At 72.3% G+C, this 21526-nt stretch carries 19 protein-coding genes; 17 read left to right on the top strand and 2 right to left on the bottom strand.

Features of this window, described 5'->3' with window-relative positions:
- Nucleotides 1-327: 327 nt before the first annotated feature.
- The 4 genes from KZQ38_RS27730 to nusB are packed head-to-tail and all read left to right on the top strand — an operon-like array spanning nt 328 to nt 3977.
- On the top strand, nt 328-1815 hold the full coding sequence (locus tag KZQ38_RS27730; protein WP_219445946.1) for a glycoside hydrolase family protein: 1488 nt from the start codon (nt 328-330) through the stop codon (nt 1813-1815).
- Between the two features lie 57 nt (nt 1816-1872).
- A complete protein-coding gene (locus KZQ38_RS27725; protein ID WP_219445944.1) occupies nt 1873-2958 on the top strand; it encodes a M24 family metallopeptidase in 1086 nt (361 codons plus the stop codon).
- 33 nt (nt 2959-2991) lie between these two features.
- Nucleotides 2992-3555: an elongation factor P gene (gene efp / locus KZQ38_RS27720; protein ID WP_219445942.1), complete on the top strand. Its 564-nt coding sequence runs from the start codon at nt 2992-2994 to the stop codon at nt 3553-3555.
- A 2-nt stretch (nt 3556-3557) separates the two neighbouring features.
- Nucleotides 3558-3977 (top strand): transcription antitermination factor NusB, encoded by a 420-nt coding sequence (gene nusB / locus KZQ38_RS27715; RefSeq protein WP_219445940.1) that lies wholly within the window; start codon nt 3558-3560, stop codon nt 3975-3977.
- Nucleotides 3978-4881: 904 nt separating this feature from the next.
- On the opposite strand, the gene bldD is transcribed toward nusB, so the two are convergent.
- Nucleotides 4882-5370, bottom strand: coding sequence for a transcriptional regulator BldD (gene bldD / locus KZQ38_RS27710; protein ID WP_015103676.1), 489 nt, complete (start codon nt 5368-5370; stop codon nt 4882-4884).
- Nucleotides 5371-5628: 258 nt separating this feature from the next.
- Here bldD and pyrR point away from each other — a divergent pair, with 258 nt between their 5' ends.
- The 12 genes from pyrR to metK all read left to right on the top strand — a co-directional run bounded on the left by pyrR (nt 5629) and on the right by metK (nt 18230).
- Nucleotides 5629-6201 carry a bifunctional pyr operon transcriptional regulator/uracil phosphoribosyltransferase PyrR gene (pyrR, locus tag KZQ38_RS27705; protein WP_219445938.1) on the top strand — a complete coding sequence of 191 codons (573 nt, stop codon included), beginning with the start codon at nt 5629-5631 and terminating at the stop codon, nt 6199-6201.
- Nucleotides 6198-7151, top strand: coding sequence for an aspartate carbamoyltransferase catalytic subunit (locus KZQ38_RS27700; RefSeq protein ID WP_219445936.1), 954 nt, complete (start codon nt 6198-6200; stop codon nt 7149-7151). The genes pyrR and KZQ38_RS27700 overlap by 4 nt, the downstream gene beginning before the upstream one ends.
- Nucleotides 7148-8470 carry a dihydroorotase gene (locus KZQ38_RS27695; protein ID WP_219445934.1) on the top strand — a complete coding sequence of 441 codons (1323 nt, stop codon included), beginning with the start codon at nt 7148-7150 and terminating at the stop codon, nt 8468-8470. The genes KZQ38_RS27700 and KZQ38_RS27695 overlap by 4 nt, the downstream gene beginning before the upstream one ends.
- Entirely contained in the window at nt 8467-8952 is a 486-nt protein-coding gene (locus KZQ38_RS27690) for a PH-like domain-containing protein (RefSeq protein WP_219445932.1), read from the top strand. Before KZQ38_RS27695 ends, KZQ38_RS27690 begins: the two co-directional genes overlap by 4 nt.
- Nucleotides 8949-10061 (top strand): glutamine-hydrolyzing carbamoyl-phosphate synthase small subunit, encoded by a 1113-nt coding sequence (gene carA, locus KZQ38_RS27685; protein WP_219445931.1) that lies wholly within the window; start codon nt 8949-8951, stop codon nt 10059-10061. Before KZQ38_RS27690 ends, carA begins: the two co-directional genes overlap by 4 nt.
- A gap of 2 nt (nt 10062-10063) precedes the next feature.
- A complete protein-coding gene (gene carB, locus KZQ38_RS27680) occupies nt 10064-13363 on the top strand; it encodes a carbamoyl-phosphate synthase large subunit (RefSeq protein WP_219445929.1) in 3300 nt (1099 codons plus the stop codon).
- A complete protein-coding gene (pyrF, locus tag KZQ38_RS27675; RefSeq protein ID WP_219445926.1) occupies nt 13360-14178 on the top strand; it encodes an orotidine-5'-phosphate decarboxylase in 819 nt (272 codons plus the stop codon). Before carB ends, pyrF begins: the two co-directional genes overlap by 4 nt.
- A gap of 301 nt (nt 14179-14479) precedes the next feature.
- Nucleotides 14480-14797 carry an integration host factor, actinobacterial type gene (gene mihF, locus KZQ38_RS27670; RefSeq protein ID WP_033427832.1) on the top strand — a complete coding sequence of 106 codons (318 nt, stop codon included), beginning with the start codon at nt 14480-14482 and terminating at the stop codon, nt 14795-14797.
- The gene (gmk, locus tag KZQ38_RS27665) at nt 14794-15393 is read left to right on the top strand and encodes a guanylate kinase (RefSeq protein ID WP_219445925.1); all 600 of its coding nucleotides are present in this window, start codon (nt 14794-14796) and stop codon (nt 15391-15393) included. Before mihF ends, gmk begins: the two co-directional genes overlap by 4 nt.
- A 62-nt stretch (nt 15394-15455) precedes the next feature.
- Complete coding sequence (gene rpoZ / locus KZQ38_RS27660) at nt 15456-15734, top strand: DNA-directed RNA polymerase subunit omega (RefSeq protein ID WP_015103666.1); 279 nt, start codon at nt 15456-15458, stop codon at nt 15732-15734.
- Nucleotides 15731-16963, top strand: a complete 1233-nt coding sequence (coaBC, locus tag KZQ38_RS27655) for a bifunctional phosphopantothenoylcysteine decarboxylase/phosphopantothenate--cysteine ligase CoaBC (RefSeq protein ID WP_219445924.1) — start codon at nt 15731-15733, stop codon at nt 16961-16963. Before rpoZ ends, coaBC begins: the two co-directional genes overlap by 4 nt.
- A 64-nt stretch (nt 16964-17027) precedes the next feature.
- Nucleotides 17028-18230 (top strand): methionine adenosyltransferase, encoded by a 1203-nt coding sequence (metK, locus tag KZQ38_RS27650; RefSeq protein ID WP_219445922.1) that lies wholly within the window; start codon nt 17028-17030, stop codon nt 18228-18230.
- Nucleotides 18231-18937: 707 nt separating this feature from the next.
- On the opposite strand, the gene KZQ38_RS27645 is transcribed toward metK, so the two are convergent.
- On the bottom strand, nt 18938-20932 hold the full coding sequence (locus KZQ38_RS27645) for a primosomal protein N' (protein WP_219445921.1): 1995 nt from the start codon (nt 20930-20932) through the stop codon (nt 18938-18940).
- Nucleotides 20933-21158: 226 nt separating this feature from the next.
- On the opposite strand from KZQ38_RS27645, the gene KZQ38_RS27640 reads away from it, so the two are divergent.
- Nucleotides 21159-21503 carry a hypothetical protein gene (locus tag KZQ38_RS27640; protein ID WP_219445919.1) on the top strand — a complete coding sequence of 115 codons (345 nt, stop codon included), beginning with the start codon at nt 21159-21161 and terminating at the stop codon, nt 21501-21503.
- Nucleotides 21504-21526 lie beyond the last annotated feature (23 nt).

Raw genomic sequence — 21526 nt, 5'->3', positions numbered from 1 at the left:
GTCGGGGGTCGGCGGTGGGCGGTCGGGGGTCGTCGGGCGGTCGGCGGTGGTCGGGCGGTGGCTTCAACGCAGCCTGCGCTGCGGGATCGGCTGGGGGATCGGCCGCAGTACCGGCTGCGGTATCGGCTGCGGTATCGAACGTATGCGCCCAGTAGTGGGTTAGCTCGTTGGTGCTCTCACCCGTTCGAGAAGAACGATCTCTACACTGTGCCGAAACGCACTGCGTCGGAACCGGATGTGGCCGAGCCCCCGGTGTCGCGCACACGGCACACGGCACGCACGGCACGCACGACACACGGTGCCGCATCTCGCCCGGAAGTGGAGATCATGGTCGGTCCGAAGAGGCTCCTCGGAACCCTCCTCGTCCTCGCCTCCTTGGCCGCGTGCGCACCGAGCGTCGCCGAGCCCGCCCCCATCAGTGTTGCGTCCACCACCATCGCAACCACCAGCCGACCGCCTGCGAAGGCTCCAGTCCCGGTCGCGGAGCGGGGCAGGCAGAGTCCCGGGATTGTCGCGGCCGGTCCGGAAGCTCCTTACAACTACGGCCCGGCGGTGCTCGCCGAGGGCGGTCGGATCCGGATGTGGTGGTGCAGCCAGCTCCGGTACGCGGACCCGCCCGGTGACGACCTGCTGTACGCCGAGAGCGCCACCCCGGACGGCCCGTTCACCGCGCCCGACGGCAGTTCGGGCCAGGCGGTGCTCAGCGGCAACGTCGGGGGGTTCGACGGGATGCACGTGTGCGACCCGTCGGTCCTCAAGGTCGGTGACACCTACTACCTGTACTACACAGGCGCGGCGGGGGAGCACGCGCACGGCAACGCCATCGGCGTCGCCACCAGCAAGGACGGCGTGCACTGGACGCGTGAGGCGGGCGGTCGGCCCATCGTCAGCCCCTCCTACGACACGACCCGCGAGAACACCTACGGCGCCGGCCAACCGTCGGTGCTGTTCGCGGACGGCTGGTTCTACCTGCTGTTCACCGACACCACGGGCCGGGCGGCGGGCTGGAACGGGGCCGGGCAGTTCGTGTTGCGGGCCAAGAACCCCACGTTCCTCAACCACGTGGAAGCCCTCGGCGAACACGGCTTCGAGGCAGTCGCCGACACCCGCAAGCCCCGCACGCGCTCGGTCGTGGACGCGTTCAGCGCGGACTGGATGTACGTGGACGCGTTGAAGGCGTTCGCCATCGCCCACGAGACCGAGCAGGGCACCACGATCACCTTCTGGAACCACGACTTCAGCGCGAACCCCGTCCCGGCGGTCACCATTCCCGGCCGCTGGCGGGAGGGGCCGGGACTGGTCCGCACCCCGGACGGCCACGCGCCGCTCTCCCCGGAGGACCCGTGCCACCGGGTGCCGCTGGACGTGGTGCGCGCGACGGTCGACGGCGCCGCCGCCGCGCCCACCGACCTGGCGCACTTCGGCCTCGACCTGGCCAACGCGCCGGGCTGCCGCACCAAGGACGCGGCGGCCCGCGTGCTGGACGGCTACGCGGTGCCGTCGCCGGAGAACACCGTGGACGTCGTCGTCGGTGGCAAGGTCGTGCGGGTGGAGCGCCGCTCGGTCGCGGACCGCCTGGCCACCCGCGTCCTGGACCGCCGCCCGCCGATCGTGGACGAGATGCCCGTGGCGGCGCGCGTCCCGGCCGGTGCGAAGGCGGTGCGCGCCCCGAACGGCGCACTGGCCCTGCTGCTGGAGGACAAGCGCTGGCTGGTGTCCGCCGAGGACGTGATGACCCTCAACTCGTCCACCGTCACCGCCGTCACCCAGCGGACCTGGGACGGCTACGAGCAGGCCGGCGACCTCCGCCGCTAGCGGCGCGCCCACGCCGGCGTGCTGTGCTGACGCCGGCACGGCCTCTAGGCTGCGGGTATGCCCCACTCGACTCGCCGCGCCGCGCTGCGCGCCACGCTCCGGGACCGGGAGCTGGACGCGCTGCTGGTGACCAACCTGCTCAACATCCGCTACCTGACCGGTTTCACGGGTTCCAACGCCGCCCTGCTGGTGTCGGCGGACTCCGACGAGGCCACCGTGTTCTGCACCGACGGCCGCTACCTCACGCAGGCCGCGCGACAGGTGCCGGACCTGGAGCGGGTCATCGACCGGCCGTGCGACGTGACGCTGGCGCAGCGGGCGGCGAAGGCGGGTCTCGACCGGACCGGCTACGAGAGCCACCACGTCACCGTCGAGGGCCTGGACACCCTGACCGACGCGGCTCGCGGCACCGAGCTGGTCCGCGCCTCCGGCCTGGTGGAGGAGTTGCGGCTGGTGAAGGACGACGCGGAGGTCGAGGCGTTGCGCATGGCGTGCGCCGCGGCCGACCGCGCCCTGGCGAGCCTGGTCGAGCACGGCGGCCTGCGTCCCGGTCGCACCGAGCGCGAGATCGCCCGCGAGCTGGAGAGCCGGATGCTCGACCACGGCGCCGCCGGGCCGAGCTTCGAGACGATCGTGGCGACCGGCGCGAACTCCGCCGTGCCGCACCACCGCCCGACCGACGCCGTCGTGCACGAGGGCGATTTCGTGAAGCTCGACTTCGGCGCCCTGGTCGACGGGTACCACTCGGACATGACCCGCACCCTCGTCGTCGGCCAGGCCGCGGACTGGCAGCGGGAGCTGTACGAGCTGGTGGCGGCGTCGCAGGCGGCGGGTCGGCAGGCCCTGGCGGTCGGCACGAGCTACCGCGACGTGGACGCGGCGTCCCGCGACGTGATCGAGCAGGCGGGTTACGGGGAGCAGTTCCTGCACGGCCTCGGGCACGGCGTCGGCCTCCAGATCCACGAGGCTCCGACGCTGTCCAAGGCCGGTGACGGTATGCTGCTGCCCGGTATGGCGGTCACCGTCGAGCCCGGTGTGTACCTGGCCGGGAAGGGCGGTGTTCGCATCGAGGACACACTGGTGGTGCGCCAAGGCGCCCCGGAACTCCTCACCCTGACCACGAAAGAGCTAGTGGTCGTCTGACGCCCGAACACACCAACAGGAGAGCCCACCCCAGTGGCCACGACCAACGACCTCAAGAACGGCCTGGTGCTGAACCTCGACGGCCAGCTGTGGACCGTCACCGCGTTCCAGCACGTCAAGCCGGGCAAGGGTGGCGCCTTCGTGCGCACGACGTTGAAGCACGTCCTGTCCGGCAAGGTGGTCGACAAGACCTTCAACGCGGGCACCAAGGTCGAAACGGCGACCGTCGACAAGCGGGGTATGACGTACCTGTACAAGGACGGCGCCGACTTCGTCTTCATGGACGGTGACACGTACGACCAGATCACCGTGCCCGCGGAGACCGTCGGCGACGCCGCGAACTACATGCTGGAGAACCAGGAGGCGGTGGTCGCGGTTCACGAGAACACCCCCCTCTACGTGGAGCTGCCGACCAGCGTCGAGCTGGTCATCAAGCACACCGACCCGGGCCTCCAGGGCGACCGCAGCACCGGCGGCACCAAGCCCGCGACGCTGGAGACGGGCGCCGAGATCCAGGTCCCCCTGTTCGTGACGACCGGCGAGAAGATCAAGGTCGACACCCGCGACGGCCGCTACCTCGGCCGGGTCAACGGCTGACCATGGGAGCACGCAGCAAGGCCCGGAAACGCGCCGTGGACGTCCTCTACGAAGCGGACCTGCGCGGCGCGGACCCGGTCACCCTGCTCGCCGAGCGGGTGGGTTCACCGGACGTGCCGCCGATCAACGACTACACGATCGGCCTGGTAGAAGGCGTCACCGCCAACCGCGCCCGGATCGACGACCTCATCTCGGAACACGCCGAGGGCTGGACTTTGCAGCGGATGCCGGGCGTGGACCGGGCAGTCCTGCGCGTCGGCCTGTACGAACTGCTCTGGGCGGCCGACGTCCCCGACGCGGTCGCCATCGACGAGGCAGTGGAACTGGCGAAGCAACTGTCGACGGACGACTCCCCCCGCTTCGTGAACGGCGTGCTGGGCCGCATCGCGGTCATCGCCGACCAACTACGGGCAGTCCTCTAACCACATACACGTCACCTGCTGCGTGTCATCCCCGTATGGCCTGCGCGCAGCGAACCACGCCCGATCCCGGGACGCAAACACGCTTTTCGTTTGCGTCCCGGGATCGGGCGTGGTTGTCTTGACCAGGTCATACGGGGATGACACGCAGCCTTTTCGTCATCCTTGGCGGTCTGCCTGTCCGGCGAGGACGCTTTTTTACCCCGATGGAATATTCAAAAGTATTCCAATTCCACTCCACCGCGCCAGGTATGCCGCCGATGCGCTAAAACCGCAGGTCAGCGGGCTTTGAGTGATCGCGGTGTGGCCTCCGGCCCCCGATGTCCATTGTCCCACGGGGGTACGACATTGTCCGGGGCGTGCGCGGGCGTGTGCAGGGTTGAGCGGCAGGGGAAAGACGCGGGGACGGGTGAGGGGTAAGGGAAGACGCGGAGAAGGTGCGAGGGGATGCGGGAAGACGCGAGGGGGAGACACGGGGAAGACGCGGGAGAAGACACAGGGGAGACGCGGGTGAGACGAGGGGAAGGCGTGCGGGCCGTGGAGTGAGAGGCCGGCAGAAGGCGCGAAGGAAGGGCGCGGAAGGCGGCGGGCTGCGAAAAGCCGAGATGTCGCGAGATGCGGGGAGCCGGGGCGCCAGCGCGAAGGCGGTGCCTGAGGGCGGGGGAGCGGCGCTCGCAGGGTTCAGGGCGGCGGCGCGGTAGGCGCGGGAAGGCGGCGGCCGCGAGAGCGGAACAGCGCAGAACGCCGGCGACAGGGGCCGGCACCGCAGGCCCCGGAAGACCCGGCCCCCGGAGGGGCCAAAACGCACGCGGACCCCTCACCGGGGTCCTCACGTGCGCCGACGCCGTCCGAGCGCCGTCCTCCGCCCCAGTCCGCAGAGGACGGCTCTCGGCTGATTTCGCCGAACTCAGTCCTCCTTGGCCGGTCGGGCCTCGGGGGGCAGCACACCCCAGTCGATGAGCTGTTCGGTCAGTTCGCCCGGCGTCATGTCGTAGATGATCGCCAGCGACCGCAGGTCCTCGGTCCGGATGGAGAGGACCTTCCCGTTGTAGTCGCCGCGCTGGCTCTGGATGGTGGCCGCGTACCGCGCGAGCGGCCCGACCTTCTCCGCGGGCAGCTGTTGCAACCGCTCCAAATTGATCACGATCTTCGTGGCGGGCTCGGCGCCGGACGGCACGCGGCCCTCGGGCAGCAGTTCCGCGACGGGAACCCCGTAGAAGTCGGCCAGCTCGGCGAGCTTCTGCACGGTCACGGCCCGGTCGCCGCGCTCGTACGAACCGACGACCACGGCCTTCCAACGTCCGCCGGACTTCTGCTCGACGCCGTGCAAAGACAGGCCCTGCTGCTGGCGGATCGCGCGGAGCTTGGCCCCCAGCGCCTTGGCGTAGTCGCCCATGTGGCGGTTCTCCGTTCATTCGCCCCGTCAGCCGGTAGGGGACTGCCGCGGGGAGGCTTAGATCAATACGCAGAGTAATGATTGCTCTCCGTGGTCACCAGGTCAAGCTGATCTCGCCGGCCCGGGTGGGCGAGACCACGTGGACCACCCGGAAGATTGACCCCCGAAGCCTGATACCGTGCTGGTCAGCCCGGTCCCAACCGGGTGTCCGACGTCCTTTAAGGACCCGTCCGGCGAGGCGGGGAAGGAGGTCCAGCCGTGGCGCCACGTCAACGTGGTGCGACGGACCCGGCCGGGGAGCGCGAGCTTCTCTCGGCCGGTGACGTCGCGCGCACCGTCGCCCGAATGGCCCATCAGATCATCGAGAAGACCGCTCTCGATGCACCCAGCGCACCCGCGGTAGTCCTGATGGGGATTCCAACCCGGGGCGCGCCGCTGGCCCGCAGGCTCGCGGACCGCATCCGGGATTTCAGCGGTGTGGCGGTACCCACAGGCACCCTGGACGTGACCCTCTACCGGGACGACCTGCGCCGCGGCCCGACCCGGCCGCTGGAGACCACGAAGCTCCCGGCCGGCGGCGTCGACGACCGCCTGGTGGTGCTCGTGGACGACGTCCTGTTCTCCGGCCGGACGATCCGCGCCGCCCTGGACGCCCTGCGCGACCACGGCCGCCCGCGTGCCGTGCAGCTGGCGGTGCTGGTCGACCGGGGCCACCGCGAGCTGCCGATCCGCGCGGACTACGTCGGCAAGAACGTTCCCACCGCCCGGTCCGAGGAGGTCCACGTGCTGCTGGAGGAGTTCGACCAGCGGGACGGGGTGGTGCTGCGGTGAGGCACCTGCTCGGCACCGAGGGCATCGACCCGGCGGACGCGGTCGCGATCCTCGACACGGCGGCCGGCCTGAAGCAGTCGCTGGAGGGCCGCGAGGTGCGCAAGCTGCCCACCCTGCGCGGCCGGACCGTGATCACCATGTTCTACGAGAACTCGACCCGCACCAGGGTGAGCTTCGAGATCGCCGGCAAGTGGATGAGCGCGGACGTGGTGAACGTCTCGTCGTCCGGTTCGAGCGTGAGCAAGGGCGAGTCGCTGCGCGACACGGCGCTCACGCTGGCCGCGGCGGGCGCGGACTGCGTGGTCGTGCGGCACCCGGCGTCCGGCGCGGCGCACCGCCTGGCGGGCTGGCTCAAGGACGTCGGCACGTCCGTGGTCAACGCGGGCGACGGGATGCACGAGCACCCGACGCAGGCCCTGCTGGACGCCGCGACCCTGCGAGAGCGGCTGGCCGGCGGCGACGCGACCGGCCAGGACCTGCGTGACCGCCGGATCGCCATCGTCGGCGACGTCCTGCACAGCCGCGTGGCCCGCTCCAACGTCCACCTGCTGACGGCGCTGGGCGCGCACGTGACGCTCGTCGCACCGCCGACCCTGCTGCCGACCGGCGTGGGCGCGTGGCCGGTGACCGTGTCGCACGACCTGGACGCGGAGCTGCCCAGCCAGGACGCGGTGATGCTGCTGCGCGTCCAGGCGGAGCGGATGCACGGCGGGTTCTTCCCGTCGGCCCGCGAATACTCCATCGCCTACGGCCTGAACGAGCGGCGGCTCGGCCTGCTCCCGGAGCACGCGGTCGTGCTGCACCCCGGTCCGATGCTGCGCGGCATGGAGATCGCGAGTTCGGTCGCCGACTCGCCCCGAGCCGCCATCACCGAGCAGGTGCGCAACGGCGTGCACGTGCGCATGGCCGTCCTGTACCACCTGCTCGCCCACGAGGAGGAGAACGCGTGAACACCCTGGTCCTCAAGGGCGTGCGACCTTACGGCGAAGGCCCGCTGTCCGACGTGCTGATCCGCGACGGCGTGATCGCCGGGATCACCTCCCACGACCCGAACACCGACCCGCACACCGACCCGCACACCGACCCGAACACGCCCGACACCGTCGTCGACGGAAACGGCGCGATCCTGCTGCCCGGTTTCGTGGACCTGCACACCCACCTGCGCGAACCCGGCCGCGAGGACACCGAGACCATCGAGTCCGGTTCGACCGCCGCCGCCCTCGGCGGCTACACGGCCGTGTTCGCCATGGCCAACACCGACCCCGTGACGGACAACGCCGTCGTGGTCGAGCACGTGGCCCGACGCGGTCGCGAGGTCGGCCTGGTGGACGTCCACCCGGTCGGCGCGGTCACCGTCGGCCTGCGCGGTGAGCAGCTCGCCGAGCTGGGCACCATGGCGCGGGCGGGCGTGCGGGTGTTCTCCGACGACGGCCACTGCGTGCACGACCCGCTGATCATGCGCCGCGCCCTGGAGTATTCGAAGGCGCTGGACGTGGTCGTCGCGCAGCACGCCGAGGAGCCCCGGCTGACCGCCGGCGCGCAGGCGCACGAGGGCGCGAACGCCGCCCGGCTCGGCCTCCAGGGCTGGCCCGCCGCCGCCGAGGAGGCCGTGGTGGCGCGGGACTGCCTGCTCGCCCGGCAGGTCGGCGCGCGGCTGCACGTGTGCCACGTGTCCGCCGCGGGCACCGCCGACGTGCTGGAGTGGGCGAAGGCCCGCGGCACCGCGGTGTCCGCCGAGGTCACGCCCCACCACCTGCTGCTCACCGACGACCGGCTGGCCACCTACGACCCGGTGAACAAGGTCAACCCGCCGCTGCGCACCGCCGCCGACGTCGAGCGGCTGCGGCAGGCCCTCGCGGACGGCGTCGTCGACTGCGTGGCCACCGACCACGCGCCGCACGCGCCGCAGGACAAGGACACCGAGTGGTCCGCCGCCCGGCCGGGGATGCTCGGCCTCCAGACCGCGTTGTCGGTGGTGGTGAAGACCATGGTGGAGACCGGCCTGCTGGACTGGCGCGGCGTGGCGCGGGTGCTCAGCGAGCGCCCGGCGGAGATCGCGGGCCTGCCCGACCACGGGCGGCCGATCGCGGTCGGCGAGCCCGCCAACCTGACCCTGGTCGACCCGGCCGCCACGTGGGTGGTCCGGGGCGCGGACTTCGCGAGCATCGCGGCGAACACCCCGTTCGAGGGCATGGAGCTGCCCGCGCGGGTCGTCGCCACGGTGCTGCGCGGGCGCGTGACCGCCGCCGCCGGAAGGATTCCCGCATGACCCGCGTGCTGCTGTCCCTCCTGGTCCTGGCCGTGTTCGCGTTGTGCGTCTACGGCATGTGGCACGGCTGGCGGGCCCGCGCCCGCCGCCAGGCCGCGGTGCTGCCCGAGTTCCCCGCGCCGCCCGCCGAACCGGGCGCCGCGAAGCTGGCCGCGACCGGCGTCTACGTCGGCACGACCGTGGGCGACGACTGGCAGGACCGGGTCGCGGTGGGCGACGTCGGCCACCGCGCCGAGGCGGTGCTGAAGCTGACCGACTCGGGCGTGCTGGTGGAGCGCACCGGCGCGAGCGCGATGTGGCTGCCGCTGGACGCCATCGAGGGCGCCCGCACCGCGCGCGGCCTCGCGGGCAAGGTGATGGCCGGCGACGGCCTGCTGGTGCTGCGCTGGCGGCTGGCCGACCAGACCTTCGACACCGGGTTCCGGGGCGACGACAAGGACGTGTACGAGCAGTGGGTTCAAGCGCTGGGAGGCAAGCGATGACGGACGCGGCACTGGTCCTGGAGGACGGCCGGGTCTTCCGCGGCGAGTCCTACGGCGCGGTCGGCGAGAGCCTCGGCGAGGTCGTCTTCTCCACCGGCATGACCGGCTACCAGGAGACCCTGACCGACCCCTCCTACCACCGCCAGATCGTGGTGCAGACCGCGCCGCAGATCGGCAACACCGGCTGGAACGACGAGGACGACGAGTCGTCCCGGATCTGGGTCGCGGGCTACGTGGTGCGCGACCCGGCACGCCGGCCGTCGAACTGGCGCGCCACCCGCGGCCTGGACGAGGAGCTGGTCCGGCAGGGCGTCGTCGGCATCGCCGGCATCGACACCCGGATGCTGACCCGCCACCTGCGGGAGCGGGGCGCGATGCGGGCCGGCGTGTTCTCCGGCGACCGGCTCGACTCGCCGGAGGCCATGCTGGCGCGGGTGCGCACCGCGCCGCCGATGACGGGTGCGGACCTCGCGGGCGACGTGACCACGCCCAGCCCGTACGTGGTGGACGCGGTCGGCGAGCGCCGGTTCCGGGTCGCCGCGCTGGACCTGGGCATCAAGTCCAACACGCCGCGGATGCTGGCGGCACGCGGCATCGAGGTGCACGTGCTGCCGCTGACGTCGACGTTCGCCGACGTCGAGGCGATCGCGCCGGACGGCGTGTTCCTGTCCAACGGCCCCGGCGACCCCGCCACCCAGGCGCACGCCGTCGAGCTGACCCGGGCCGTGCTGGACAAGCGCGTCCCGCTGTTCGGCATCTGCTTCGGCAACCAGATCCTGGGCCGCGCGCTGGGCCGCGAGACCTACAAGATGCGGTACGGCCACCGCGGCATCAACATCCCGGTCATCGACGTGGCGACCGGGAAGGTGGCGATCACCGCGCAGAACCACGGTTTCGCGCTGGAGGGCGAGCCGGGTGAGGAGTTCGGCTCCGACTTCGGCCGCGTCCAGCTCAGCCACTACTGCCCGAACGACGGCACCGTGGAGGGCGTGCGCGCCCTGGACGTGCCGGCGTTCAGCGTCCAGTACCACCCGGAGGCGGCAGCCGGGCCGCACGACGCCGCACCGCTGTTCGACGAGTTCGTGACCATGATGAGCGAGGGCCGCTGACCATGCCGAAGAGGACCGACATCAAGCACGTGCTGGTCATCGGCTCCGGCCCGATCGTCATCGGGCAGGCGTGCGAGTTCGACTACTCGGGCACGCAGGCGTGCCGCGTGCTGCGTGCCGAGGGCCTGCGGGTCAGCCTGGTGAACTCCAACCCGGCGACGATCATGACCGACCCGGAGTTCGCCGACGCCACCTACGTCGAGCCGATCACGCCCGAGTTCGTGGAGAAGGTGATCGCCGCCGAGCGCCCGGACGCGATCCTGGCCACCCTGGGCGGGCAGACCGCGCTCAACACCGCCATCGCGCTGCACGAGCGCGGTGTGCTGGAGAAGTACGACGTGGAGCTGATCGGCGCCGACATCGACGCCATCCAGCGCGGCGAGGACCGGCAGATCTTCAAGGACCTGGTGCGGCGCATCGGCGCGGAGGTCCCGCGCAGCGCCGTCTGCAAGTCCATGGAGGAGGTCCGCGCCACCGTCGCCGACCTGGGCCTGCCGGTGGTGATCCGGCCGTCGTTCACCATGGGCGGCCTGGGTTCCGGCATGGCGCACACCCCCGAGGAGCTGGAGCGGCTCGCCGCCTCCGGCCTCGCGGAGTCCCCGGTCACCGAGGTGCTGATCGAGGAGAGCGTGCTCGGCTGGAAGGAGTACGAGCTGGAGCTGATGCGCGACCGCAACGACAACGTGGTCGTCGTCTGCTCCATCGAGAACATCGACCCGATGGGCGTGCACACGGGCGACTCGGTGACCGTCGCGCCCGCGATGACCCTCACCGACCGCGAGTTCCAGCACATGCGCGACGTCGGCATCGCGGTCATCCGCGAGGTCGGCGTGGACACCGGCGGCTGCAACATCCAGTTCGCGATCAACCCGGAAACCGGCCGCATGGTCGTGATCGAAATGAACCCGCGGGTTTCCCGGTCGTCCGCGCTCGCGTCGAAAGCGACCGGCTTCCCGATCGCCAAGATCGCCGCGAAACTCGCCATCGGCTACACGCTGGACGAAATCCGCAACGACATCACCGGCGAGACGCCGGCCAGTTTCGAGCCGACGCTCGACTACGTCGTGGTGAAGGTGCCGCGGTTCGCGTTCGAGAAGTTCCCCGGCGCGGACCGGACGCTCACCACCACCATGAAGTCCGTCGGCGAGGCCATGTCCATCGGCCGCAGCTTCGTCGAGGCGATGGGCAAGGCCCTGCGCTCCATGGAGACCAAGGCGGGCGGCTTCTGGACCACGCCGGACCCGGACGCCACGCTGGAGTCCACTCTGGACGAACTGCGCACCGGGCACGACGGCCGCCTGTACACGGTGGACCGGGCGCTGCGCCTGGGCGCGACCGTCGAGCAGGTGCACGAGGCGTCGCGCATCGACCCGTGGTTCATCGAGCAGCTCGCGTGGCTGGTCGACCTGCGCCACGAGATCGAGCGCGCGCCGGTGCTGGACGAGCGCCTGCTGCGCAAGGCGAAGCGGGCCGGCCTGGCCGACCGCCAGATCGCCGCGCTGCGTGCCGAGCTGGCCGGCGAGGACGGCGTGCGCGCCCTGCGGCACCGCCTCGGCGTGCGGCCGGTGTTCAAGACCGTCGACACCTGCGCCGCCGAGTTCGCCGCGCGGACCCCGTACCACTACTCGGCCTACGAACTGGACCCCGAGGCCGAGACCGAGGTCACCGAGCAGCGCGACAAGCCCAAGGTGCTGATCCTCGGCTCCGGGCCCAACCGCATCGGCCAGGGCATCGAGTTCGACTACTCGTGCGTGCACGCGGCCATGGCGCTGCGCGCCGCCGGGTACGAGACGGTGATGGTCAACTGCAACCCGGAGACGGTGTCCACCGACTACGACACCTCCGACCGCCTGTACTTCGAGCCGCTGACGTTCGAGGACGTGCTGGAGGTCGTGCACTCCGAGCAGCGCTCCGGCACGGTCGCGGGCGTCATCGTGCAGCTCGGCGGGCAGACGCCGCTGGGCCTCGCGCGGCGGCTGGAGGCCGCGGGCGTGCCGGTCGTCGGCACCCCGCCGCACGCCATCCACCTCGCCGAGGACCGGGGCGCGTTCGGCCAGGTGCTGCACGACGCCGGCCTGCCCGCGCCGAAGTACGGCACCGCCACGTCGTTCGCCCAGGCCAAGGCCATCGCCGACGAGATCGGCTACCCGGTGCTGGTGCGGCCGTCGTACGTGCTGGGCGGGCGCGGCATGGAGATCGTCTACGACGAGGAGTCGCTGCGCGGCTACATCGCCCGCGCCACCGAGGTCAGCCCCGAGCACCCGGTGCTGGTCGACCGGTTCCTGGACGACGCCATCGAGATCGACGTGGACGCCCTGTTCGACGGCGAGGACGTGTTCATCGGCGGCGTCATGGAGCACATCGAGGAGGCGGGGGTGCACTCCGGCGACTCGGCGTGCGCCCTGCCGCCGATCACGCTGGGCGAGACCGACATCGACAACGTGCGGCGGTCCACGCGGGCCATCGCCGCGGGCATCGGCGTGCGCGGCCTGCTCAACGTCCAGTACGCGCTCAAGGACGACGTGCTGTACGTCCTGGAGGCCAACCCGCGCGCGTCGCGCACCGTGCCGTTCGTGTCCAAGGCGACGGCCGTGCCGCTGGCCAAGGCCGCTGCCCGGGTGATGCTCGGCGCGACCATCGCCGAGCTGCGCGCCGAGGGCCTGCTGCCCGCCGAGGGCGACGGCGCGAAGCTGCCGCCGCACGCGCCGGTCGCCGTCAAGGAGGCCGTGCTGCCGTTCCACCGGTTCCGCACGCCGGAGGGCAAGGGCGTGGACTCGCTGCTCGGGCCGGAGATGAAGTCCACCGGCGAGGTCATGGGCATCGACGTGTCGTTCGGGACGGCGTTCGCGAAGTCCCAGACCGCCTCGTACGGGTCGCTGCCCACGTCGGGCCGGGTGTTCGTGTCGGTCGCCAACCGGGACAAGCGGGCCATGATCTTCCCGGTCAAGCGGCTCGCCGACCTGGGCTTCGAGGTGCTGGCGACGGCGGGCACCGCCGAGGTGCTGCGTCGCAACGGCATCCCGTGCACGGTGGTCCGCAAGCACTTCGAGGGTGACAAGAACATCGTCCAGGCCATCCTCGACGGCACCGTGGACATGATCATCAACACCCCGTACGGCAACAACGGTCCGCGTGTGGACGGCTACGAGATCCGCACCGCGGCCGTGGCCAAGGACATCCCGTGCGTGACCACCATCCAGGGCGCCGCGGCGGCCGTGCACGGCATCGAGGCCGCAATCCGGGGCGACATCGGCGTGCGGCCCCTCCAGGCGCTCCAGGCGGCCCTGCGGGGTGAGGCGTGAGGTTCTCGGCCCGACTGGCGGCGGCCACGGCCGCCCACGGCCCCCTGTGCGTCGGCATCGACCCCCACCCGGGCCTGCTCGACGCCTGGGGGCTGCCCCGGGACGCCGCCGGCCTGGAGCGGTTCGCGCTGACCTGCGTGGAGGCGTTCGGGGGTCGCGTGGCCCTGGTGAAGCCGCAGGCGGCGTTCTTCGAGTCGCACGGCTCGAAGGGCGTCGCCGTGCTCGAACGCGTCGTGGCGGACCTCCGGGACAGCGGCACGCTGGTCCTGGTGGACGCCAAGCGCGGCGACATCGGCTCCACCATGGCCGCCTACGCGGCGGCCTACCTGTCGGACGGCTCGCCGCTCGCCGGCGACGCCGTCACGCTGTCGCCGTACCTCGGTTTCGGCTCCCTGGACCCGGCGCTCGAAGCCGCACGGGCGAGCGGGCGCGGCGTATTCGTGCTCGCGTTGACTTCCAATCCCGAGGGTTCCTCGGTGCAGCGCGCGACGGGCGCCGACGGCCGTTCCGTGGCGCAGTCCGTGGTGGACCAGGCGGCGCGCCGGAACGCGGGCGCCGAGCCGTTCGGCGACGTCGGGCTGGTGGTCGGCGCGACCGTCGGCGACCACGGCCTCGACCTCTCCCACCTGCACGGACCCGTCCTGGCCCCCGGTTTCGGGGCCCAGGGCGCGACCGTCGCGGACCTGCGCGCGGTGTTCGGCCGGGAGCTGCGCGGCGTGCTCCCGACCAGCTCCCGGGACGTGCTCCGGCACGGCCCGGACGTGGCCGCGCTGAGGGCCGCCGCACGTGCCGCGGGGGACTCGCTGGACGTGTGATCGCGATCAAATCGCGACACGCTTCGCGTGGTCCGCTCACCTGCGTAAACGTTGCCTGGTACGGTCCTGGCCACCGACAGGGCCATCCCCGGCCGAGCGCATACCACACAGGTCGTGCGCAACGCGTTACCGGTGGCGGTGATGGGACTGTCGGAGGGTGTTGGTACTACTACCACCCGCCGCTACGTCCAGGCGCTGAAAAGTTTCACCTGACTGGGACCCACGTTGTACCCAGGCAATTGCGCTCGGTACGGTCGCGGCACCGATCCAGAATTGAAATTCCCACACCACGGAGGAAATCGTGGCCCTTCCCCAGCTTACCGAGGAGCAGCGGGCCGCAGCGCTGGAGAAGGCTGCTGCCGCTCGTCGCGCTCGGGCTGAGCTCAAGGAGCGCCTCAAGCGTGGCGGCACGACCCTGACGGACGTGCTGAAGGCCGCCGAGAGCGACGAGGTCCTTGGCAAGATGAAGGTGTCCGCGCTGCTTGAGGCGCTTCCGGGCGTCGGCAAGGTTCGTGCGCAGCAGATCATGGAGCGGTTGGAGATCGCTCCGAGCCGTCGGCTGCGCGGCCTGGGTGAGCGGCAGCGCAAGGCGCTGCTCACCGAGTTCAGCGGCGAGTGAGTGACGGCACCGGGGCGGGGTCGGGCGTGCGCGCCCGGTCCCGCCTCACCGTTCTCTCCGGGCCCTCGGGCGTCGGCAAGTCCAGCGTGCTGGCCGAGCTGCGCCGGATGGAGCCGGACGTGCACTTCAGCGTCTCGGTGACCACGCGGTCGCCGAGGCCGGGCGAGGTCGACGGGGAGCACTACCACTTCGTCGACGCCGCCGAGTTCCGCCGCCTGGTCGACGCGGGCGCGCTGCTGGAGCACGCCGAGTTCGCGGGCAACTGCTACGGCACGCCCCGTGAGCCGGTGGAACGCGCGCTGGCGGCCGGTCGGCCCGCGTTGCTGGAGATCGAACTCCAGGGCGCGCGGCAGGTCCGGGCCGCGATGCCGGAGGCGCAGCTGGTGATGCTCGCGCCGCCGTCCTGGGAGGACCTGGTCCGGCGGCTGACCGGGCGCGGCACCGAGGACCCGGCCGTGGTCGCCCGCCGGCTGGAGATCGCCCGCGCGGAGCTGGCGGCGGAACCCGAGTTCGACGAGGTCGTGGTGAACGCCGACGTGCGTTCGGCCGCGACCCGCTTGCTAGACTTGGTGGTCGGCCCGGCGCCCGACGCGTGATGGCACGCGTGCGGCAGGCGCGGGACGGCCTCCAGACACACCAACCGCAGGAGCGTTGACGAGTGACCACGCACACCGAGCTGGGCCCGCTGTCGGGTTCCCCGGAGGGCATCACCAACCCGCCGATCGACGACCTGCTGGAGCAGGTCAGCTCGAAGTACGCGCTGGTGATCTACGCGGCCAAGCGGGCGCGGCAGATCAACGACTACTACGCCCAGCTCGGCGAGGGCCTGCTGGAGTACGTCGGCCCGCTGGTCGAGCCGGGTCCGCGGGAGAAGCCGCTGTCGATCGCGCTGCGGGAGATCCACGCGGGGCTGCTCGAGCACACCGAGGGCGAGTGACCGAGCCGGTCGACGCCCGCCCCCGGATCGTCCTGGGGGTGGGCGGTGGCATCGCCGCCTACAAGGCGTGCGAGGTGCTGCGCCGGCTCACCGAATCCGGCCACTCGGTCCGGGTGGCGCCCACCGAGGGCGCCCTGAAGTTCGTCGGCGCGGCCACGTTCGAGGCCCTGTCCGGGCAGCCGGTGCACGCCGACGTGTTCTCGGACGTGCCGTCCGTGGCGCACGTGAAGCTCGGCCAGGAGGCCGACCTCGTCGTGGTCGCCCCGGCGACGGCGAACCTGCTCGCGAAGGCCGCCCACGGGCTGGCCGACGACCTGCTCACCAACGCCCTGCTGACCGCGCGCTGCCCGGTCCTGCTGGTCCCGGCGATGCACACGGAGATGTGGGAGCACCCGGCGACGCGGGCCAACGTGGCGCTGCTGCGGTCGCGGGGCGTCGTCGTGGCCGAGCCCGCGAGCGGCCGGCTCACCGGCAAGGACACCGGCAAGGGCCGCCTGCCCGACCCCGCCGAGATCGTGGAGCTGGCCCGGCTGCTGCTGGAGCGCCCGGACGCGCTGCCCCGCGACATGGAGGGCCTGCACGTGGCGATCTCCGCGGGTGGCACCCGTGAGCCGCTGGACCCGGTGCGGTTCCTGGGCAACCGCTCGTCCGGCCGGCAGGGCTACGCGTTGGCGCGGGTCGCCGCGCAACGCGGCGCGCGGGTCACGCTGGTCGCCGCGCACACCGCCGACCTGCCCGCGCCGGCGGGCGTCGAGCTGGAGCGCGTGGGCAGCGCGGCCGAGCTGCGGGACGCGATGCACTGGGTGGGCAAGGACGCGGACGTCGTCGTGATGGCCGCCGCGGTGGCCGACTTCCGGCCCGTCGCGACCACCCCGCACAAGATCAAGAAGACCGACCGGGACCCGGACCCGGTCGCCCTCACCCGGAACCCGGACATCCTGGCCGAGCTGGTCGCCGCGCGCCGCGCGCGCCAGGTGGTCGTCGGGTTCGCCGCCGAGACCGGTGACGACTCGACCACCGTGCTGGAGTACGGCCGCGCGAAGCTGGCGCGCAAGGGCTGCGACTGGCTCGTCGTCAACGCCGTCGGCGACGGCAAGGCGTTCGAGGTGGAGGACAACGGGGGTTGGCTGCTGTCGGCGAACGGCGGCGAGACACCCCTGCCCCACGGCTCCAAGGCCCGCCTGGCGTCCGCACTGTGGGATGCCGTGGTCTCCTCGCTCGAAGTTTGACCACCGGGGTGCCAACCCTCAGTAAGCTTGTCCCAATCGCAGAGAAACCAGATTGAGGAGTGCCGTGAGCCAGCACAGCAGCAGGCTGTTCACCAGTGAGTCGGTGACGGAGGGGCACCCGGACAAGATCTGCGACGCGATCAGCGACTCCATCCTCGACGCGTTGCTGACCAAGGACCCCCGTTCGCGGGTGGCCGTGGAGACGCTCATCACGACCGGCCAGGTGCACGTGGCCGGCGAGGTGACCACGGAGACCTACGCGGACATCCCGTCGATCGTCCGGGAGAAGATCCTGGAGATCGGCTACGACTCGTCGGCGAAGGGCTTCGACGGCCGCTCCTGCGGTGTGAACGTCGCGATCGGCTCGCAGTCGCCCGACATCGCGCAGGGCGTCGACACCGCGTACGAGAACCGGGTCGGCGGCGCGGACGACGAGATCGACAAGCAGGGTGCGGGCGACCAGGGGCTCATGTTCGGCTACGCGTGCACCGACACGCCGGAGCTGATGCCGCTGCCGATCGCGCTGGCCCACCGCCTGTCGCGGCGCCTCACCGGGGTCCGCAAGGACGGCACCGTGCCGTACCTGCGCCCGGACGGCAAGACCCAGGTCACCATCGAGTACGCGGGTGACCAGCCGGTGCGCCTGGACACCGTCGTCGTGTCGACGCAGCACGCGGACGGCATCGACCTGGAGAAGCTGCTCGGCGTCGACATCCGGGAACACGTCGTCGCGCCCGAGCTGGAGAACCTCGGCCTGGACACGTCGAACGTGCGCCTGCTGGTCAACCCGACCGGCCGGTTCGTCATCGGCGGTCCGATGGGTGACGCGGGCCTGACCGGCCGCAAGATCATCGTCGACACCTACGGCGGCATGGCGCGGCACGGTGGTGGCGCGTTCTCCGGCAAGGACCCGTCGAAGGTGGACCGCTCGGCCGCGTACGCGATGCGCTGGGTGGCGAAGAACGCCGTCGCCGCCGGTCTCGCGACGCGCATCGAGGTGCAGGTGGCGTACGCCATCGGCAAGGCCGCGCCGGTCGGTCTGTTCGTGGAGACCTTCGGCACCGAGACCGTGGACCCGACCAAGATCCAGCAGGCCATCAGCGAGGTCTTCGACCTCCGGCCCGCCGCGATCATCCGGGACCTCGACCTGCTCCGCCCGATCTACAGCCCGACCGCGGCGTACGGCCACTTCGGCCGGACCGACGTGGACCTGCCTTGGGAGAACACGGACCGCGCGGACGCCCTGCGCGCGGCCGCCGGCGCCTGATCCGAGGCTCCGCTCTGGGGAAAGCACGACCAGCGCCGCCGATCCACCGCGCGACCGATCCTCTTCGGTCGATGCGGTCGGATCGGCGGCGCTGGTGTGTTTCCGGGCTGCGGCATCCCGAAGGTGGGTGTCCGCGGGTCGGGATTCGGTTGCCTGCGCCGGGATGCCGGGTTCGGGCGCGACGAACCCGTTGCGGCTGGGGGTGATTGGGCGCGGGTGTCCGGTTTTCGGGGGCTGTTGAGCCGAAGTAGGGCTCGGCTGGGTTGGGGGTAGGCAGCCGACGCCGGGCTGCGCCCCGCCGGGTGGGGACGCGGGTGGGGGCGCGCGGGCGGGGATGTGCCAGGCGGAGATGCGCTGGTGGGATCGCCCCGGGTTGGGGCGCGCGGGGTGGGATGTGTCGGGTGGGACGTGTCGGGCGGGATGTGTCGGGCGGAGATGCGCTGGGTGGGATCGCCCTGGGTTGAGGCGCGCGGGCCGGGGGCGCGGGGCGGGGATGTGCCGGGCGGGATGCGCGGGCGGGGATGTGCCTGGCGGGATGCGCGGGCGGGGATGTGCCTGGCGGGATGTGCCGGCGGGATGCGGCGGGCGGGGATGTGCCAGGCGGCGGGATGCGGCTGGCGGGGATGTGCCGGGTGGGGCGCGGCGGGCAGGGGCGCGCTGGGGGATCGTCCCGGGTTGGGGCGCGTCGCACCGGGTGGGGCCGCGGCTCAGAGGACTTCCAGCGGGTCCAGTTTTACTCGGATCGGGGTGGGGTCCTTGCGGGCGCTTCTGGTGGCCTGGAGGGCGGTCAGGGCTTCGGCCAGGGCCTTGCCCTCCGTTCTGGCCACTCGGATGAGGGCTCGTTCCTTCTGGCCGTCCTCGGCCAGGGGCACGGGGCCGAGGATTTCGCCGGTCCGGGGTAGGTGCAGGTCGTCCAGGGCCGCGGCCACGGCTTCCGGGGTGCCGTCCAGGGTGGCCATGCGGACGGCGGGTGGGAAGCCCAGTTCGGTCCTCGCCGCCAGCTCCTGCCGGGCGTGCCACACCGGGTCCCAGCGGACCAGGGCTTGGACCGGCGGGAGGCTGGAGTCGGCTACCACCACCACCTTGCCCGCGGGACGGGTGAGGGCTGCCGCGGTCATCCAGCGGCGGAGGGTTTCTTCTGTCGCGCGCAGGTCCGCTCGGCCCAGCAGTGCCCAGCCGTCCAGCAGGAGGACCGCCCCGTAGCCGCCGCCGTCGGCGGTGGGCTCGGCGCCCGGGGTGGCCACGACCAGGGCGCGTTCGCCCGGCACCGAGGACAGCACCTCGTCCGCACCCGACGTGCGCACCGGGATGTTGCTGAACGCCCGGCCCATCTCCTCGGCGGTGCGGCGGGCCCCGATCACCTGGCCGCGCAGGCGGCGTGAACCGCACGTCGGGCAGCGGAACGCCGCCTCCGTCGCACCGCACCACCGGCAGTACGCGGGCCTGGGCACGCCGTCATCGGCACCGCCGGGCAGCGCGAGCGGCCCCGCGCACCGGCGGCAGCGCGCCGTCGCGCGGCAGTTCCCGCACGCCAGCGATGGCACGTACCCGCGCCGCGGCACCTGGACGAGCACCGGCGCGCCCTCCTCGAACGCCGACCGGGCCGCGTCGAACGCGATCGACGGCAACCGGGCCGTCCGGGCCGCCGGGTCCTTCACCTCCTGCCACGCGTGGTCGCCCACCGCCGCCACCCGCGGCGCGACCGCGCGCAGCGTCTCCCGCGCCGCCACCACCTCGTGCGCCCACCCGCTGTCCACCAGCAGCTGCGCCTCCGCGGTCCGGGCGAAGCCGCCGACCAGCAGCGACGCGCCCGTCAGGTGCGACCGCTGGACCAGCACGTCGCGCACGTTGGGGTACGGCATCCGCGGCTCGGCGTGCAGGTCGTCGCCGTCGTCCCACACCGCCACCAGGCCCAGGTCGTGCACCGGCGCCAGCGCCGCGCCACGCGTGCCCAGCACCAGCCGGACCGCACCACGCCGCACCGCGAGCCACCGCTTGTACCGCTCCGACGGCCCGAGGTCCGCCGACAACGTCACCACGGCGTCCGGCCCCGCCAACGCCGCGCACGCCGCGTGCAGCCGGGCCAGGTCGCGGTGGTCCGGCACCACGACCAGCGCGCCCCGGCCGGTGCTCACCACGGTCGTCGCCGCCTCGGCCAGCCGTGCGGGCCAGTCCTCGGCGGGCAGCGCCTGCCACACCGCGCGTGCGACGCGGCCGGACCGCAACGCGTCCAGCAGGTTGGGCCCGTACGGGTACCTGGCCCACCCGTCCGCCGCGGGCTCGGGTGGTGCGGGCGCGGGTTCCGGCGACGGCTTTCCCTCGACCCGCGCGTGGCGCGGTGGAACGGCCATCCGGAGCACGTCGGTCAGCGAACCCGCGTACCGGTCGGCGACGGCTCGCGCCAGCTCCACGACCTCCGGGGAGAGCACGGGCTCGGGCGAGATCACGCGGTCGAGGAAGCTGAGCTTGCTGCCGTACTCCGATTCGTCGGCCCGCTCGATCAGGTAGCCGTCGACCAGTTGGCCCGCGAACCGGACCCGGACCCGGCAGCCGGGCACCGCGTCCGCGTCCTGGTCGGTCGAGACCTGGTAGTCGAACAGGCGGTCCAGGTGTGGCAGCGGCACGTCGACGCACACGCGGGCGACGGGCCGCGTGGATGCGGGCACGCGTTCGCCGCGCCTGGTGGTCGACTTCCCTGCCATGAGCTGAGGTCTACCAGAGAGCCTCCTGGGAGCTGTCGGGGCGGTACAGCCGTACGGGTGAGAAGAGGGGGTGGGGAGGTGGGAGCGGTGTGGAGAGGGGGCGGCCGGTGGGGAGAGGGGGCGGGTGCGGGGAAGGGCCGAGTGGCGAAGGCGGTGAGTGCGGGGGATGACTGGGGCGGGGAGGTGGTGCGTGCGGGGAGGGACCGGCGGGCGGAAGGGGCGAGTGATGGGGCTGAGGACCGGAGGGCCGGGTGTCGAAGGGGCGGAGGTGGTGGGGGATGTGGGGGACGTGGGGGACGTGGGGGACGTGGGAGAGGCGGGGGACGTGGGAGAGGCAGGGGAGGCGGGCGAGGCGGGCGAGGCGGGCGAGGCGGGGGTGGGAGCGGCGCTGGGACAGGGGGAAGTGGGAGAGAGGCAGGTGGGTGAGGGGGAGGTGGGCGAGGGGCAGGTGGGCGAGGGGCAGGTGGGCGAGGGGCAGGTGGGCGAGGGGCAGGTGGGCGAGAGAGCGGAGTGCGGGCATGTGAACAGTCTCGAACATGTGTTCGACAGCCGCAAGATCACGATCGAGTGAGACCGGCTCTCCACGCCGTGGGA

Origin of the sequence: Saccharothrix obliqua (assembly GCF_019375475.1) — a bacterium.
GTDB lineage: Bacteria > Actinomycetota > Actinomycetes > Mycobacteriales > Pseudonocardiaceae > Actinosynnema > Actinosynnema obliqua.
This window is presented reverse-complemented; position numbering and strand designations above follow the sequence as displayed.